Source organism: Micromonospora globbae, from assembly GCF_003610785.1.
Taxonomy (GTDB): Bacteria; Actinomycetota; Actinomycetes; order Mycobacteriales; family Micromonosporaceae; genus Micromonospora; species Micromonospora globbae.
This window is the reverse complement of sequence record NZ_RAQQ01000003.1, coordinates 159,876-173,056: the sequence shown is the minus strand read 5'-3', so window position 1 is coordinate 173,056 and position 13,181 is coordinate 159,876. Positions and strand designations below refer to the sequence as shown.

11 protein-coding genes are annotated in these 13,181 nt (G+C 76.2%); 6 read left to right on the top strand and 5 right to left on the bottom strand.

The genetic code is table 11. The features are described 5' to 3' along the window. Positions 1 to 7: 7 nt before the first annotated feature. Positions 8 to 1,357 carry an extracellular solute-binding protein gene (locus tag D7I43_RS05195; protein WP_120327227.1) on the bottom strand — a complete coding sequence of 450 codons (1,350 nt, stop codon included), beginning with the start codon at positions 1,355 to 1,357 and terminating at the stop codon, positions 8 to 10. 174 nt (positions 1,358 to 1,531) lie between these two features. Between D7I43_RS05195 and D7I43_RS05190 the strand changes: the two genes are divergently transcribed. Next, positions 1,532 to 2,251 carry a sulfite exporter TauE/SafE family protein gene (locus D7I43_RS05190; protein WP_158610071.1) on the top strand — a complete coding sequence of 240 codons (720 nt, stop codon included), beginning with the start codon at positions 1,532 to 1,534 and terminating at the stop codon, positions 2,249 to 2,251. A 37-nt stretch (positions 2,252 to 2,288) separates the two neighbouring features. On the opposite strand, the gene D7I43_RS05185 is transcribed toward D7I43_RS05190, so the two are convergent. The 4 genes from D7I43_RS05185 to D7I43_RS05170 form a co-directional block, all read right to left on the bottom strand. Next, entirely contained in the window at positions 2,289 to 5,669 is a 3,381-nt protein-coding gene (locus D7I43_RS05185; RefSeq protein ID WP_120327419.1) for an error-prone DNA polymerase, read from the bottom strand. Between the two features lie 30 nt (positions 5,670 to 5,699). Beyond that, a complete protein-coding gene (locus tag D7I43_RS05180) occupies positions 5,700 to 7,295 on the bottom strand; it encodes a DNA polymerase Y family protein (protein WP_120327225.1) in 1,596 nt (531 codons plus the stop codon). Then, positions 7,292 to 8,077, bottom strand: a complete 786-nt coding sequence (locus D7I43_RS05175; RefSeq protein WP_120327224.1) for a hypothetical protein — start codon at positions 8,075 to 8,077, stop codon at positions 7,292 to 7,294. The genes D7I43_RS05180 and D7I43_RS05175 overlap by 4 nt, the downstream gene beginning before the upstream one ends. Before the next feature lie 289 nt (positions 8,078 to 8,366). Beyond that, complete coding sequence (locus tag D7I43_RS05170) at positions 8,367 to 8,816, bottom strand: SAV_6107 family HEPN domain-containing protein (protein ID WP_120327223.1); 450 nt, start codon at positions 8,814 to 8,816, stop codon at positions 8,367 to 8,369. Between the two features lie 486 nt (positions 8,817 to 9,302). Here D7I43_RS05170 and D7I43_RS05165 point away from each other — a divergent pair, with 486 nt between their 5' ends. The 5 genes from D7I43_RS05165 to D7I43_RS05145 all read left to right on the top strand — a co-directional run bounded on the left by D7I43_RS05165 (position 9,303) and on the right by D7I43_RS05145 (position 13,176). Further along, complete coding sequence (locus D7I43_RS05165; protein ID WP_120327418.1) at positions 9,303 to 9,791, top strand: YbaK/EbsC family protein; 489 nt, start codon at positions 9,303 to 9,305, stop codon at positions 9,789 to 9,791. Between the two features lie 76 nt (positions 9,792 to 9,867). Then, a complete protein-coding gene (locus D7I43_RS05160) occupies positions 9,868 to 10,635 on the top strand; it encodes a monooxygenase (RefSeq protein WP_120327222.1) in 768 nt (255 codons plus the stop codon). Continuing rightward, entirely contained in the window at positions 10,632 to 11,183 is a 552-nt protein-coding gene (locus tag D7I43_RS05155) for a GNAT family N-acetyltransferase (protein WP_120327417.1), read from the top strand. Before D7I43_RS05160 ends, D7I43_RS05155 begins: the two co-directional genes overlap by 4 nt. Then, the gene (locus D7I43_RS05150; protein ID WP_120327221.1) at positions 11,180 to 12,052 is read left to right on the top strand and encodes a carotenoid biosynthesis protein; all 873 of its coding nucleotides are present in this window, start codon (positions 11,180 to 11,182) and stop codon (positions 12,050 to 12,052) included. The genes D7I43_RS05155 and D7I43_RS05150 overlap by 4 nt, the downstream gene beginning before the upstream one ends. Next, entirely contained in the window at positions 12,049 to 13,176 is a 1,128-nt protein-coding gene (locus D7I43_RS05145; RefSeq protein WP_120327220.1) for a glycosyltransferase family 2 protein, read from the top strand. The genes D7I43_RS05150 and D7I43_RS05145 overlap by 4 nt, the downstream gene beginning before the upstream one ends. Positions 13,177 to 13,181: the final 5 nt, after the last annotated feature.

Sequence of the window (13,181 nt, the reverse complement as noted above, 5' to 3'; positions counted from 1 at the left end):
CAGCGGCCTACTTCGCGGCCTTGTCCAGCGCGGCGGTCGCCTCCCGCTGGGCGCGCGCCAGGGCTGGCGCCGGCTGCTCCTGGCCGGCGAGCACCCGGTTCACGGCGTCGTACCAGGCCTTGTCGAACTCCGCGCCGGCCGGCGACGCCGGCATGGCGAACGCCACGTCCTGCGCGGCGCGGATGGTCGCCACGGCGTCGTCGAACCGCTTGTTGCCGGTCGGCTGGTACAGCTCGTCGAAGATCTTCTTGTCGGCGTTCAGGTTGCCCGTCCACACCCCCGTGAAGGGCTGGCCGGCGGCCTTGCGGGCGTCGGCGCGCGCCTTCGCGGCCGCGAACCAGGTGTCGGTGGCCGTCATCTGCTTCACGAAGGCGCAGGCGGCGTCCGGGTTCTTGGCGCCCTTGGTGATGACCCAGGCCTGCCCGGAGGACATGGTCAGCGGCTTGCCCTGCCGGTCGACGAACGGCTTGACCACCAGCTCCGCCTTCGGGCTGTTCTTGGCCGCCTGGTTGAGGAACCACTCCTCCATGGGCCAGGCGACGATCTGGTTCTTCACCAGCGGGTTCTGCGCGCCGAAGAAGTCGAAGGTGTCGCGGAACGACTTGAACCGGCCGAACCCGCCCTGGTCCTGGATCAGCTTGAGGCCGGTGGTCAGCGCCTCGACGACCCGCGGGTCGTCGAGCTTCGCCGTCCGCCCGTCCGGACTGATCATGTCCACGCCGTTGGCCTTGGCCCACATCGGAAGGAACTCGGGGATCTTCGGGTCGATTCCGATCCGGGTGAGCTTCCCGCCGGAGACCTTGGCGAGCTTCGCGTTGAGCGCCGGCAGCCCGGCCCAGTCGGCGAGGTCGACGTCGTCGGCGGTCATCCCGGCCTGCTTCAGCAGCGCCTCGTTGAGGTAGAGCACGCGCACCTGGGAGAACTCGGGGATCCCGTAGACCGTGCCGTCCAGGGTGACCTGGTCCCGGGCGGCCTGCCGGTACTGCCCCATGTCGATGCCCTGCTCGTCGACGCAGTCGGTGAGCGGCTGGATGGAACCCCGCGTGGCGTACGTGCCGATGAGCTTGCGGTCCATGTAGACCAGGTCCGGCGGGTTGCCGGCGGCCACCGCGGACAGGAACTGCTGCTCGTCGAAGGCGCCCTCGGTGATCTTCAGCTCCACGTCGGGGTGGTCCCGCTTGAAGGCGTCCACCCGGGTCGTGGCGATCTCGTCGGAGAGGCCGAAGCCCATCGTGGTGAGCGTCCCCCTGGTGGCGGTGCCACCGGCTTCGTCGTCGCCGCCGCCGACTCCCCCGCAGCCGCTGACGGCCAGGGCGAGCACCCCGGCGAGCGCGGTCGCCCGCAGTTTCCGTGACATGGCATCCTCCCGAGATCGCGCGTGCCACCCTGCCCGCGCGGACCAGCACTTCTCCGGTTCCCCGGAATTTCAAACCCCGCCCCCGGGAGACCGGGCCGGAGAGGCGGTGTGGCGGGGCTCTCATCGGACACGGGAGGCTGCCGCACCCGCCGGCGGCGTCGTCAGGCTCGACGGGTGACCCTGCTGCTCGCCGCGTTCGGCATCGTGCTGCTCGGCGCCGTCGCCCAGGCGGTCAGCGGCTTCGGCTTCGCGCTGGTGACCGTCCCGTTGCTGGCCGCGCTCATCGACCCGCGGGGCGCCGTGGTGGTCTCCGCGCTGACCGGCTTCGGACTCACCATGGTCGCCGCCGTCCGGGAACGCGCGTACGCCCGCTGGCCGGTGGCGGCGGCGCTGGCCGGGACCGCGCTGCTCGGCCTGCCGCTCGGTCTGCTGGTGCTCGCCCGGGCGCCGGAGCGGGCGCTCAACGCGACGATCGCCGTGGTGGTGCTCGGCTGCGTCGCCCTGGTCTGGTCCGGCGCGCGGATCCGCACCGGCCGCGTCGGGCTCGGCGCCGTCGGCGTGCTCGTCGGGGTGCTGACCGCCGCCACCGGCACGAACGGGCCGCCGCTGGTCGCCGCGTTCCACTCGCTCGGGTACGACCCGCGCACCTTCCGGGCCACCCTCGCCGCGACGTTCGCCGGCACGGGCGTCATGGGGCTGGTCGGGTTCGCGGCGACCGGCCAGGTGCACGTCGACACGGTGCGGACCGCCCTGGTCGCGCTGCCGGCCGTACCCCTGGGCTGGTGGCTGGGCAACCGGCTGTTCCACCGCGTCGACCCGGCCGTGTTCCGGCGGATCGTGCTGGTCGGGCTGCTCGGCAGCGCCGGCACGGCGCTCGCCGGCCTGGCGAGCTGAGCCGGCCGGGGCGGGTAGCCCGGCGGCGCGGACCGGGTCAGCGGAAGTCGCGGGAGGCCGGGCTGACCGGCGGCTCGATCGCGTCGAGCCGGTCGGCCACCAGGGTGACCACCCCCTCGTGCCGTTGCAGCCGGCCCCGGACCACCAGCCCGGCGCTCGTGCGGGCCACCTGCCGGTAGCGCTGCCACAGCCCCGGTGAGCAGGTCACGTTGAGCATGCCGGTCTCGTCCTCCAGGTTGAGGAACGTGACCCCGCCGGCGGTCGCCGGCCGCTGCCGGTGGGTGACGATGCCGCCGACCCGGATCCGCTGGCCGGGCTCCACCCGGCCGAGCCGGGCGATCGGCACGGCGCCCAGTTCGTCGAGGCGGGGCCGGATGAACCGGGCCGGATGGCTCTCCGGCGACAGCCCGGTGGCCCAGACGTCGGCCACCAGCCGGTCGACCGCCTCCATGCCGGGCAGGGTCGGCGCGCTCGCGCCGGTCACCGTGCCGGGCAGCCGGCCCGGCCGGTCCTGCGCCGCCGCGCCGGCGGCCCAGAGGGCCTGCCTCCGGGTCAGCCCGAAGCAGGCGAACGCGTCCGCGGTGGCCAACGCCTCCAGCTGCGCGGCCGTGAGGCCGACCCGCCGGGCCAGGTCCGGCATGTCCCGGTACGGCCCGTTGGCCGTCCGCTCGGCCTCGATGCGCTCGGCCACCTCGTCGCCGAGGGTACGCACGCTGGACAGCCCGAGCCGGACGGCCGGGCCGCCCAGCCCCCAGGCGTGCGGCGGCTCCCCCGGCACGCTGCCCCAGCGGGTGTCCGGGGTGGACTCCAGCACCGCCAGGGCGCCGCTGGCGTTGACGTCCGGCCGGCGTACCTCCACCCCGTGCCGGCGGGCGTCGTCGACCAGGGTCTGCGGCGAGTAGAAGCCCATCGGCTGGGCGTTGAGCAGCGCGGCGAGGAACGGCCCCGGGTGGTAGCGCTTGAGCCACGAGCTGGCGTAGACCAGGTAGGCGAAGCTCATGGCGTGGCTCTCGGGGAAGCCGTAGCTGGCGAACGCGGTGAGCTTGCGGTAGACGTCGTCGGCCAGCTCGCCGGTGATGCCCCGCTCGGCCATGCCGGCGTAGAGCCGGTCGGCGATGCGGGCCATCCGCTCGACCGAGCGCTTGGCGCCCATCGCCCGGCGCAGCTGGTCGGCCTCGGCCGCGTCGAAGCCGGCCAGGTCGATGGCGAGCTGCATGAGCTGCTCCTGGAACAGCGGCACGCCGAGGGTCTTCTCCAGCGCGTTGCGCATCAGCGGGTGCGGGTAGGTCACCGGTTCCTGGCCGTTGCGGCGCCGGATGTACGGGTGCACCGAGCCGCCCTGGATCGGGCCGGGCCGGATCAGCGCCACCTCGACCACCAGGTCGTAGAACTCGCGGGGCTTGAGCCGGGGCAGGGTGGCCATCTGCGCCCGGCTCTCCACCTGGAACACCCCGACCGAGTCGGCCCGGCAGAGCATGTCGTAGACCTCCGGGTCGTCCAGCGTCATGTCGCCGAGGTCCAGGCTCATCCCGATCATGTCGTAGCCGTAGTGCAGCGCGGAGAGCATGCCGAGGCCGAGCAGGTCGAACTTGACCAGGCCGACGGCGGCGCAGTCGTCCTTGTCCCACTGGAGCACGCTGCGGCCGGGCATCCGGCCCCACTCCACCGGGCAGACCTCGATCACCGGCCGGTCGCAGATCACCATCCCGCCGGAGTGGATGCCCAGGTGCCGGGGGAACGTCTGCAGCTCGTTGGCGTACTCGACGACCTGCTCGGGGATGTCCTCGACGTCGACCGTCGCGACCGCGCCCCACCGGTCGATCTGCTTGCTCCAGGCGTCCTGCTGCCCGGGCGAGTAGCCGAACGCCTTGGCCACGTCCCGCACCGCCGAGCGCGGCCGGTACGAGATGACGTTGGCCACCTGCGCGGTGTGTTCCCGGCCGTAGCGGGCGTAGACGTGCTGGATCACCTCCTCCCGGCGGTCGGACTCGATGTCCACGTCGATGTCGGGCGGGCCGTCCCGCTCCGGCGCGAGGAACCGCTCGAAGAGCAGCCGGTGCCGCACCGCGTCGACGTTCGTGATGCGCAGCGCGTAGCAGACCGCCGAGTTCGCCGCCGAACCCCGGCCCTGGCAGTAGATGTCCTGCTCACGGCAGAACGTGACGATGTCGTAGACCACCAGGAAGTAGCCCGGGAAGCCCAACGTCTCGATCATGTCGAGCTCGTGGTCGAGCTGCGCGTACGCCGTCGGGTGCGCCTCCGGGGGGCCGTAGCGTTCCCGCGCCCCGTCGTAGGTCAGCTTCCGCAGCCAGCTCATCTCGGTGTGCCCGGGCGGCACCGGGTACGCCGGCAGCTGCGGCGCGACGAGCTGGAGGTCGAAGGCGAGCTCGGCGCCGAACTCGGCGGCCCGGGCCACCGCGCCCGGGTACGCGGCGAACCGGGCGGCCATCTCCTCCCCGCTGCGCAGGTGGGCCGTGGCGGCGGCGGGCAGCCACCCGTCGATCTCGTCCAGGCTGCGCCGGGCCCGGACGGCCGCGACCGTGGTGGCGAGCCGGCGCCGCCCCGGCGTCGCGTAGTGCACGTTGTTGGTGGCCACCGTGGGCAGGCCGGCGGCGGCCGCCAGGTCGGCGAGCGCGTCGTTGCGGTCGGCGTCGACCGGGTGCCCGTGGTCGGTGAGCTCCACGGCGACCGTCTCCGCGCCGAACAGCGCGGTCAACCGGTCCAGCTCGCGGGCCGCCGCGTCGACCCCCTCGGTGAGCAGGGCCGCCGGCACGTGCCCCTTGCGGCAGCCGGTGAGCACCAGCACGTGGTCACGCAGTTGCTCGGCGACCTCCTCCAGCTCGCCGTAGACCGGGCGGCCCTTCTCCCCGCCCCGCAGTTGGGCCCGGGAGATGGTCGAGGCGAGCCGGGCGTACCCCTCGTGGCCGTGGGCCAGCACCAGCAGGTGCCGCCCGAGCGGATCCGGCTCGCCGTTCTGCGGGCCGGGCAGCCCGAGGGACAGCTCGGCGCCGAAGATGGTGGGCAGGTGCAGCGCCCGGGCCGCCTCGGCGAAGCGCACCACGCCGTAGAAGCCATCGTGGTCGGTGACGGCGAGCGCCGTGAGCCCCAGCCGGGCCGCCTCCTCGGCCAGCTCCTCGGGATGGCTGGCCCCGTCGAGGAAGCTGAAGTTGGTGTGCGCGTGCAGCTCCGCGTACGGGACCGCACCCTCGGTACGCGCCATCGCGGGCGGTTGGTACTGCTCCCGCTTGCGGCTCCAGGCGGGGCTGTCCCCGCCGTCGGCGTCCACCGCGAGCGGGTCGACCACGTGCAGGTGCCGCTCGTCGCGGGAGCGCCCCCGCCCGGACGCGCCGCCGGCGGGCCGGCCGGACAGCACCCGCTCCAGCTCCGACCAGGGCATCTTCGGGTTGTGGAAGCTCATCCGGCCGTCCACCACCCGGGTGCCGCCCACTCAGTCATAGATCGCCTCCACCAGCCACTGCCCGGCCTCCACGGCGAGCAGCAGGGCGCTGCCGTCGGCGAGGCCGACCTGGAACCGGGCACGACGGCGGGCCTCCGCCGGCGCCCACCAGCGTTCGTCGACCGGCCACGGGCCGGCCCACCCGGTGATCTCCATCGGTTGGGCGGCGCCGACCGTCAACCGGACGGGGGCGGCGCTCAGCCGCAACCGCGCGCTGACCACCACGGGTTCGCCGGCGGCGTCGTGCACGGTCGCGGCGAGCGGGGTGGGCAGCACCACGGCCGGCGCGGGTGGCGGCAGCCGGCCGGGCCACGGCGGCTCCCCCGGCCGCGCCGGCTCGCCGGGGCGTGGCGGCTCGCCGGGGCGGGCCGGCAGCCGCTCGTCCCCCCACGGCACCAGGCGCACCTCGTCGGCCGGCGAGCGCCCGCCGCCGAGCACCGCGGTGAGCACCGCCTCCGGGCCGAGGATGCCCTGCACCCGGCTCAACGCCCGGTGGGCCCGCTCCCGTTCCTCGCCGGTCTCCCCCCACAGGCCCGGTTGCAGGCCGGCCTGGGCGATCACCCCGTCGGGGATGAGCCGCAGCCGGATGATCCCCGCGGTGGGGCGGGACCGGCCCACCCCACCACGCCCGCTGCTCCCGGTCAGCCAGCCGTCGAGCTGCCAGCGGACCCGGTCGGCGATGGCCGCCGCGGTGAGCAGGCCGTCGTGCCGCCACACCCGGTGCAGCTCCTGGCCGTGCGCGGTGACCGCCTCGATGCCGAGCCGGGTGCAGGCCAGCCCGTGCCCCGCGAGCCGGTCGTGCAGCTGCTCGGCCAGCGCCCGGGCGGCGAACGCCGCCGCGTCGACCCGGTCGACCGGCTCGTCGTACTCGGCGGTCACCGTCAGGTCGGCCGGAGGCTGGCGGACGGCGAGCGGGCGGTGGTCCCGCCCGGCGGCCAGCCGGTGGGCCAGCGCGCCGTCGAACCCGAACCGGGCCAGCACGTCGCCGGCGGGCAGCGCCGCGAAGTCACCGAGGGTGCGTACGCCGAGCCGGCGCAGCAGGTCGGCCAGGGCCGGGCGGCCCAGCGCCTCGACCGGCAGCCCGGCGAGGAACGCCGGGGTCCCGCCCGGCGGGACGATCCGGCCGGCGCGGGCGGCCAGCCCGGCGGCGAAGACCCCGTCGGCGATGCCGACCTGGCTCTCCACCGCGCAGGTCTGGGCGACGTGTTCGATGATCCGCTCGGCGGCCGCCTCCTCCCCGCCGAGGTAGCGGCTCGGACCCCGGGCGGCCAGCGCGCAGGCGCCGGGGCGGACCACCTCCACGCCGGCGACCAGGTCCTCCACGGCGGCGACCACCGGCTCGAACGCCCGGGCGTCGCGCCCCGGGTCGTACTCGACGACGGTCAGCTGGGGGCAGCGCCCCTGCGCCTCCCGTTTGCGCAGGCCCCGCCGCACCCCCTCGGCGCGGGCCCGCTCGGAGCAGGCCACCACGCGGTTGGCGTGCAGGACGGCGACCGGGCCGGTGGCGGGCACCCCGTCGACGATCTCGGCGGCGATGACCGGCCAGTCCGGGCACCAGAGCAGCAGGGTGCGTACCGGTGCCGTCATGCCCGACCGACCAGGGTGAGCGCGCCACGGCGGGAGACCCCGGCGACGGTGCGGCCGGGCGAGGCCACCGGGTGGAGCCGACCCGCGGTGGGACGGCCGGCGCCCGGTGCCACGGTGCGGGGGATCACCCGGGTCAACTCGTCGTCGGGCAACCAGACCTTGATCTCCTTGGGGCGGGCGGCCGCCCCGCGCCCCCGCGCCGAGACGGTGACCTCCCGGCGGCGCAGCCGGCCCCGGCCCGGCCCGAGGCCCTCCCACACCCCGCGGACCACCTGCAGCGTCACGTCCGCGCCCTCCCACCGGCCGTACGGGACGAGCACGCTGCCGCGCTGGCGGGCCCGGGCGGCGAGCCGGTTGGCCACCGAGGCGGAGACCGTGGCGGGCACCGCGGTGACCACCACGTCCACGCCGTCGATCAGCGCGGCGATGACGGTGGCCCACTCGGGCCCGGGGTGCGGCACCAGGGCGAGCCGGTCCAGGGCGATTCCCAGCTCGGCGGCGGCGCCCGCCCCGAACGTGGGCACCCCCACCACGGCGCACCACGAGCCGGCCCGGGACGCCTCGGCGAGCAGCGCCAGCACCAGCGAGGTGCCGCCGCTGCGCCGCGGCTGGCCGGTGGCGACGGCGATCGTGCTGCCACGACGCAGGCCCCGGTTGGGCAGCAGCCCGGTCAGCTCGGGGGCCACCGGTAGCACGCGGTGGCCGCCCGCCGGGTCCGGCGCGCTCGCCGGACGGACCAGACCGGCCAGTGCGGCGGAACCGACCACCATGCGGCCCGCCATCGGACCAACCCCCCGTCGTTGCTGCTGGATCAGGTGTTGCTGCCGGCTGCCGGTCGCCGGCTGCCGGCTGCCGGCTGCCGGCTCGGGTCACGTCCGGGATGAGCGGCGGGTCGCCTCCCCTCCCTTCCGCGGCCTCGTGGTCGACGGCCGGTGCCCGGCCGCCCGGCTCCCCCCGCCGGACGGTCGGCCACCACGCCCGGCCGGACGCGCCAAGGCATCCGGCTCCGGCCCGCACCGGCGGGCGAATGCTCCCTGCCGGCGCGGGCCGGCGGGCGCGGTGGTCGGTGGGTCAGGCGGCGAGGCCGTCGAGGGACGGCTGGCGGGCCACGCCGAGCGCGGTCTCCACCACCGAGACGAACTCCCCGGCCGCGCGGAGCAGGTCGTCGGCCTCCCGGGCGCTGACCACCCGGGGTATGCCGGCCTCGGCGGCGGCCCGCTTGCCGGCCCCGGCCGCGAAGTAGCGGGCCCACTCGTCGAGCTCGGGGGCGACGGTCGAGAGCAGGACCCAGACGCTGGTGATCCGGTTGCGGCGGGTGGGCGCGGGTCGGGCGCGGGCGGCGAGCAGGGCCGCGGCCGCGCGCAGCGCGGCCAGGTGGGCGGCCGCGTAGCGGAGGCCGTCTGGACGGGTCTGGCCGGCCTCGGCCAGACCCTGCCGGGCCACCGCGAGAAGCTGGGCGGGGGTGCGGTGCGGCAGCACGTGCGCCGGCACCGTCGGTGGCTGAGCCGGGTTGGTCGGCATCGGACTGTCTCCTCCACTGGCCGAGGCGGCGGCCGGCGGGACGTGCCGCCGGCGGACTCCGGGTCGTGTGGTGCGGAGGAAGACGCACCGGTTGTGGGGCCGGCCGGGTGTGGACGCTTCCCCACACCACACCCGGCCGGCGCACCGGCGGGTTCGTCGCCCGCCGCCCGGGGGTCGTGGGCGGCGGGCGACGCTCCTGCCTGACGGGACCGGGCTCGCGACTGCCCGGAACCCAGGTGCGGCCCGCGGTGCCGCACCGCCCGGAGCAGCGCCGCGAAACACCGCTTCCGGGAAGGTTGGAACGAACGTTCGAGGCAATCGAACACTCGTTCTAACTACTGCTGACAGTACACCTTCCCTCCGACGAAAATGCAACGTGTGGCGCGCCGGCACCTGCCGACGCGGGCGGCCCGCGGCGGGACACGGTGGCCGGGACACGGCGTGGCCGGGCGGACCGGCGCGGAAGCCACCGGGAAGAATGACCCCATGCAGCCACACCCGAACGTTCAGGCGGTGCAGGACGCGTTGGCCGGCGCCGACGCCCGGGACGCCTCCGGGACCCCCAGCGCCGTCCGCCTGCTGCCCGACGCGGTGCACACCGCGGCCGCCGCGGCCGAGGCCCTCGGCGTCGAGGTCGGTCAGATCGCCAACTCGCTCGTCTTCGAGGCCGACGGCGAGCCGCTGCTCGTGCTCACCTCCGGCGCGCACCGGGTGGACACCGCCGGCCTGGCCGCGTCGATCGGGGTCACCCGACTGCGCCGGGCCACCCCGGAGTTCGTCAAGCAGCACACCGGTCAGGTGATCGGCGGCGTCGCCCCGGTGGGCCACCCCAAGCCGCTGCGCACCCTCGTGGACACGGCGCTCGCCGCGTACCCGGAGATCTGGGCGGCCGGCGGCGTGCCCCGGGCGGTCTTCCCGACCACGTACACCGAGTTGCTCCGGGTCACCGGCGGCACCCCGACCGAGGTGGCGTGAGCGAGCACAGCGAGCGAACCGTCGGGCACAGCGCGCACGAGCCTCACGACGACGCCGACCGGAGGGAGGCGACGGCGTGAGTGAGCGCAGCGAGCGAACCGTCGGGCACAGCGCGGACGTTCCCGACCTGGTCACGCTGCACGTGTGGCGCACCGCCCCGGCCGCGCTGCCGCGGGCGTTGACCCGGATGGCGCGCGATCCGCGCCGGCTGCGCGCCACCCCGGGCGTACGGTTCGGCAAGCTGCTCGGCACCGGGTCGGGCACCGACTTCGGGCCGGGCAGCGTCGACCCGACGCGGTGGGCGGCGCTGGCCGTCTGGGACTCCCCCGCCGCGGCGGCCGGCTTCGACCGCAGCCCGGTCGGCCGGGCCTGGGCCCGGATCGCCCGCGCCGCCGTCCGGGTCGACCTGCGCCCGCTGACCAGCCGGGGCGAGTGGTCCCGCCGCCGCCCGTTCGGCGAGCCGTCCGGCGGCGACGTCGACGGTCCGGTGCTCGCGCTGACCCGCGCCCGGCTGCGGGCGCGGCGGGCGGTCACCTTCTGGCGGGCGGTGCCGCCGGTGGCCGCCGCCCTGCGCACCGCGCCCGGGCTGCTGGCCCGGTTCGGCATCGGTGAGGCCCCGCTGGGCTGGCAGGGCACGGTCAGCGTGTGGCGCCGCCCGGCGGACCTGGTGGCGTTCGCGTACCGTCACCCGGAGCACCGTGCGGCGATCACGCGCACCCCCACCGAGGGGTGGTACGCGGAGGAGCTGTTCGCGCGGTTCGAGGTACGCGACGTGATCGGTGACCGCACGGTCCTGGGCTGGGCCGCGACCGACGACGTGGACACGAGAGGTGGGTGGGCATGAGGTTGGTGCGGTGGACCCCGGACGATCTCGTCCGACGGCTGGACGACGTGGTGGCCGTCTACGGCGAGGCGATGGGCTACCGCACCGACCTGCTGGAGGCCCGGCGCGGCTACATCGCCACCCACGTACGCCGGCCCGGCTTCCGTGCCGTGGCCAGCCTGACCACCGAGGGGCACCTCGCCGGGTTCGGCTACGGCTACCTCGGCGCGCCCGGGCAGTGGTGGCACGACCAGGTGCTGCGGGCACTGGACCCGGCGGCCCGGCAGCGCTGGCTCACCGACTGCTTCGAGGTGGTCGAGCTGCACGTCCGGCCGGCCGCGCAGGGGCACGGCCTGGGCGCCGGGCAGCTGCGCGCGCTGCTCACCATGGCGGAGGGGACCACGACCCTGCTGTCCACCCCGGAGGCCGACGAGCGGACGTCCCGCGCGTGGCGGCTCTACCGCCGGTTCGGCTTCGTGGACATCCTGCGTGACTTCCACTTCCCCGGCGACGAGCGGCCGTTCGGTGTGCTGGGCCGGGACCTGCCGCTCGAGCCACCCGCGACATGATCCGGCGGCGGCTGCCCTGGGCGCTGCTGGCCGTCCTGGTGCTCGCCCAGATCTGCTACCCGCTGACCGCCGGGACGGCGCGGGCCCGGCTGACCGTGGCCACCGTCGTCCTCGGCTACCTGCTCTCGGTCGGCCACGCCCTGCTCAGCCGGGGACCGCGGACGGCGGCGGCGCTGGTCGCGGTGGCCACCGGCGGCGGGTTCGCCGTCGAGGCCGTCGGGGTGGCCACCGGGGTGCCGTTCGGCAGCTACGACTACTCCGGTGAGCTGGGGCCGCGGCTGGCCGGCGTACCGCTGGTCATCCCGCTGGCCTGGACCTGGATGGCCTGGCCGGCGTGGCTGGCGGCGGTGCGGCTGACCACGCCGCGCGGCGCGCCCACCGACCGCGCGACGGCCGCCGCCGGTCCGCCGGACCGGGGCACCGGCCGGCTCGCGGTCCGCCGGGTCGCGCTGGCCACGGTGGGGCTGGCCACCTGGGACCTGTTCCTCGACCCGCAGATGGTGGCCGAGGGCTACTGGCGCTGGCGCGACGCCACGCCGGCCCTGCCCGGCCTGCCCGGCGTGCCGGTCAGCAACTACCTGGGGTGGCTGCTCTTCGCGGTGCTGCTGATGGTCGCGCTGCGTCCGCTGGCCGGGCCGGCGGCGGCCACCGCCGGCGCCGACGCGCCGATGGTCGCGCTCTACCTGTGGACGTACGCCTCCAGCGTGCTGGCCCACGCGGTCTTCCTGGACCTGCCCGCCTCGGCGCTCTGGGGCGCGGCCGGCATGGGGCTGACGGCCGTGCCGCTGGCGGTGACGCTGCTGCGCGCCCCGCGACGCCCCGACGGCCGGCCGCGGCCGCGTTCCCGCGAGATCGACGCGGTCGCATGACCGCCCTGGCCGTGCTCGCCGTCGCCGTGGCCGTGCTGACCGGCCACACCCTCGTCAACGCGACCCGCTGGCTGCGCCGCCCGGCCGTACCGCGCGCCGACGTCACCGAGCCGGTGGCCGTGCTGCTCCCGCTGCGCGACGAGGCCACGCGGGTGGGCCCCTGCCTGCGGGCGCTGCTCGGCCAGCGGGGCGTGCCGGGGCTGCGGATCGTGGTGCTCGACGACGGCTCCACCGACGGCACCGCCGAGGTGGTGCGCGAGATCGCCGGCGACGACCCCCGGGTCACCCTGCTCACCGGTGCGCCACCGCCGCCGGGCTGGCTGGGCAAGCCGTACGCCTGCTGGCAGCTGGCCACCCGCGCCGACCCTGCGGCCACGGCGCTGGTCTTCGTCGACGCCGACGTGGTGCTCGCCCCGGACGCCGTGGCCGCGGCGGTGGCCGAGCTGCGCGCGGCGGGCGTGACGCTGCTGTCGCCGTACCCCCGGATCGTGGCCGCGACGGTGGCCGACCGGCTGGTCCAGCCGCTGCTGCAGTGGTTGTGGCTGACCTTCCTGCCCCTGCGGGCGATGGAGCGCTCCCGCCGGCCGTCGCTGGCCGCGGCCGGCGGGCAGTTCCTCGTCGTGGACCGGGCCGGCTACCTGCGGGCGGGCGGGCACGCCTCGGTCGCCGACCGGGTCCTGGAGGACATCGAGCTGGCCCGGGCGGTCAAGCGGGCCGGCGGCCGGATCTCGCTCGTGGACGGCTCGCGGTTGGCGACCTGCCGGATGTACGCGGACTGGCCGCAGCTGCGCGACGGCTACACGAAGTCGCTCTGGGCCACCTTCGGGAACCCGGCCGCCGCGGCCGCCGTGCTGACCCTACTGCTCCTGCTCTACACGGCGCCGCCGCTGCTGGCGGTGGCCGCGCTCGCCGCCGGGGCGGTCCCCGCGGCGCTGGTGGCAGTGGTCGCGTACCTGCTCGGCGCGGCCGGACGGGTCGTCACCGCGCGCGCCACCGGCGGCCGGTGGTGGCCCGACGCGCTGACACACCCCGTGTCGGTCGTGGTCCTCGGTTGGCTGACCCTGCGGTCGTACCATCTGCGGAAGCGGCGGCGGCTGTCCTGGCGGGGCCGCCCGGTCAGCTAGCTAGG

Bases quoted from the DNA above. Each gene is read 5' to 3' on its own strand.
- D7I43_RS05180 (WP_120327225.1), bottom strand. From the start codon at position 7,295: ATGACGGCACCGGTACGCACCCTGCTGCTCTGGTGCCCGGACTGGCCG.
- D7I43_RS05185 (WP_120327419.1), bottom strand. From the start codon at position 5,669: ATGAGCTTCCACAACCCGAAGATGCCCTGGTCGGAGCTGGAGCGGGTG.
- D7I43_RS05175 (WP_120327224.1), bottom strand. From the start codon at position 8,077: ATGGCGGGCCGCATGGTGGTCGGTTCCGCCGCACTGGCCGGTCTGGTC.
- D7I43_RS05195 (WP_120327227.1), bottom strand. From the start codon at position 1,357: ATGTCACGGAAACTGCGGGCGACCGCGCTCGCCGGGGTGCTCGCCCTG.
- D7I43_RS05165 (WP_120327418.1), top strand. From the start codon at position 9,303: ATGCAGCCACACCCGAACGTTCAGGCGGTGCAGGACGCGTTGGCCGGC.
- D7I43_RS05170 (WP_120327223.1), bottom strand. From the start codon at position 8,816: ATGCCGACCAACCCGGCTCAGCCACCGACGGTGCCGGCGCACGTGCTG.
- D7I43_RS05145 (WP_120327220.1), top strand. From the start codon at position 12,049: ATGACCGCCCTGGCCGTGCTCGCCGTCGCCGTGGCCGTGCTGACCGGC.
- D7I43_RS05150 (WP_120327221.1), top strand. From the start codon at position 11,180: ATGATCCGGCGGCGGCTGCCCTGGGCGCTGCTGGCCGTCCTGGTGCTC.
- D7I43_RS05155 (WP_120327417.1), top strand. From the start codon at position 10,632: ATGAGGTTGGTGCGGTGGACCCCGGACGATCTCGTCCGACGGCTGGAC.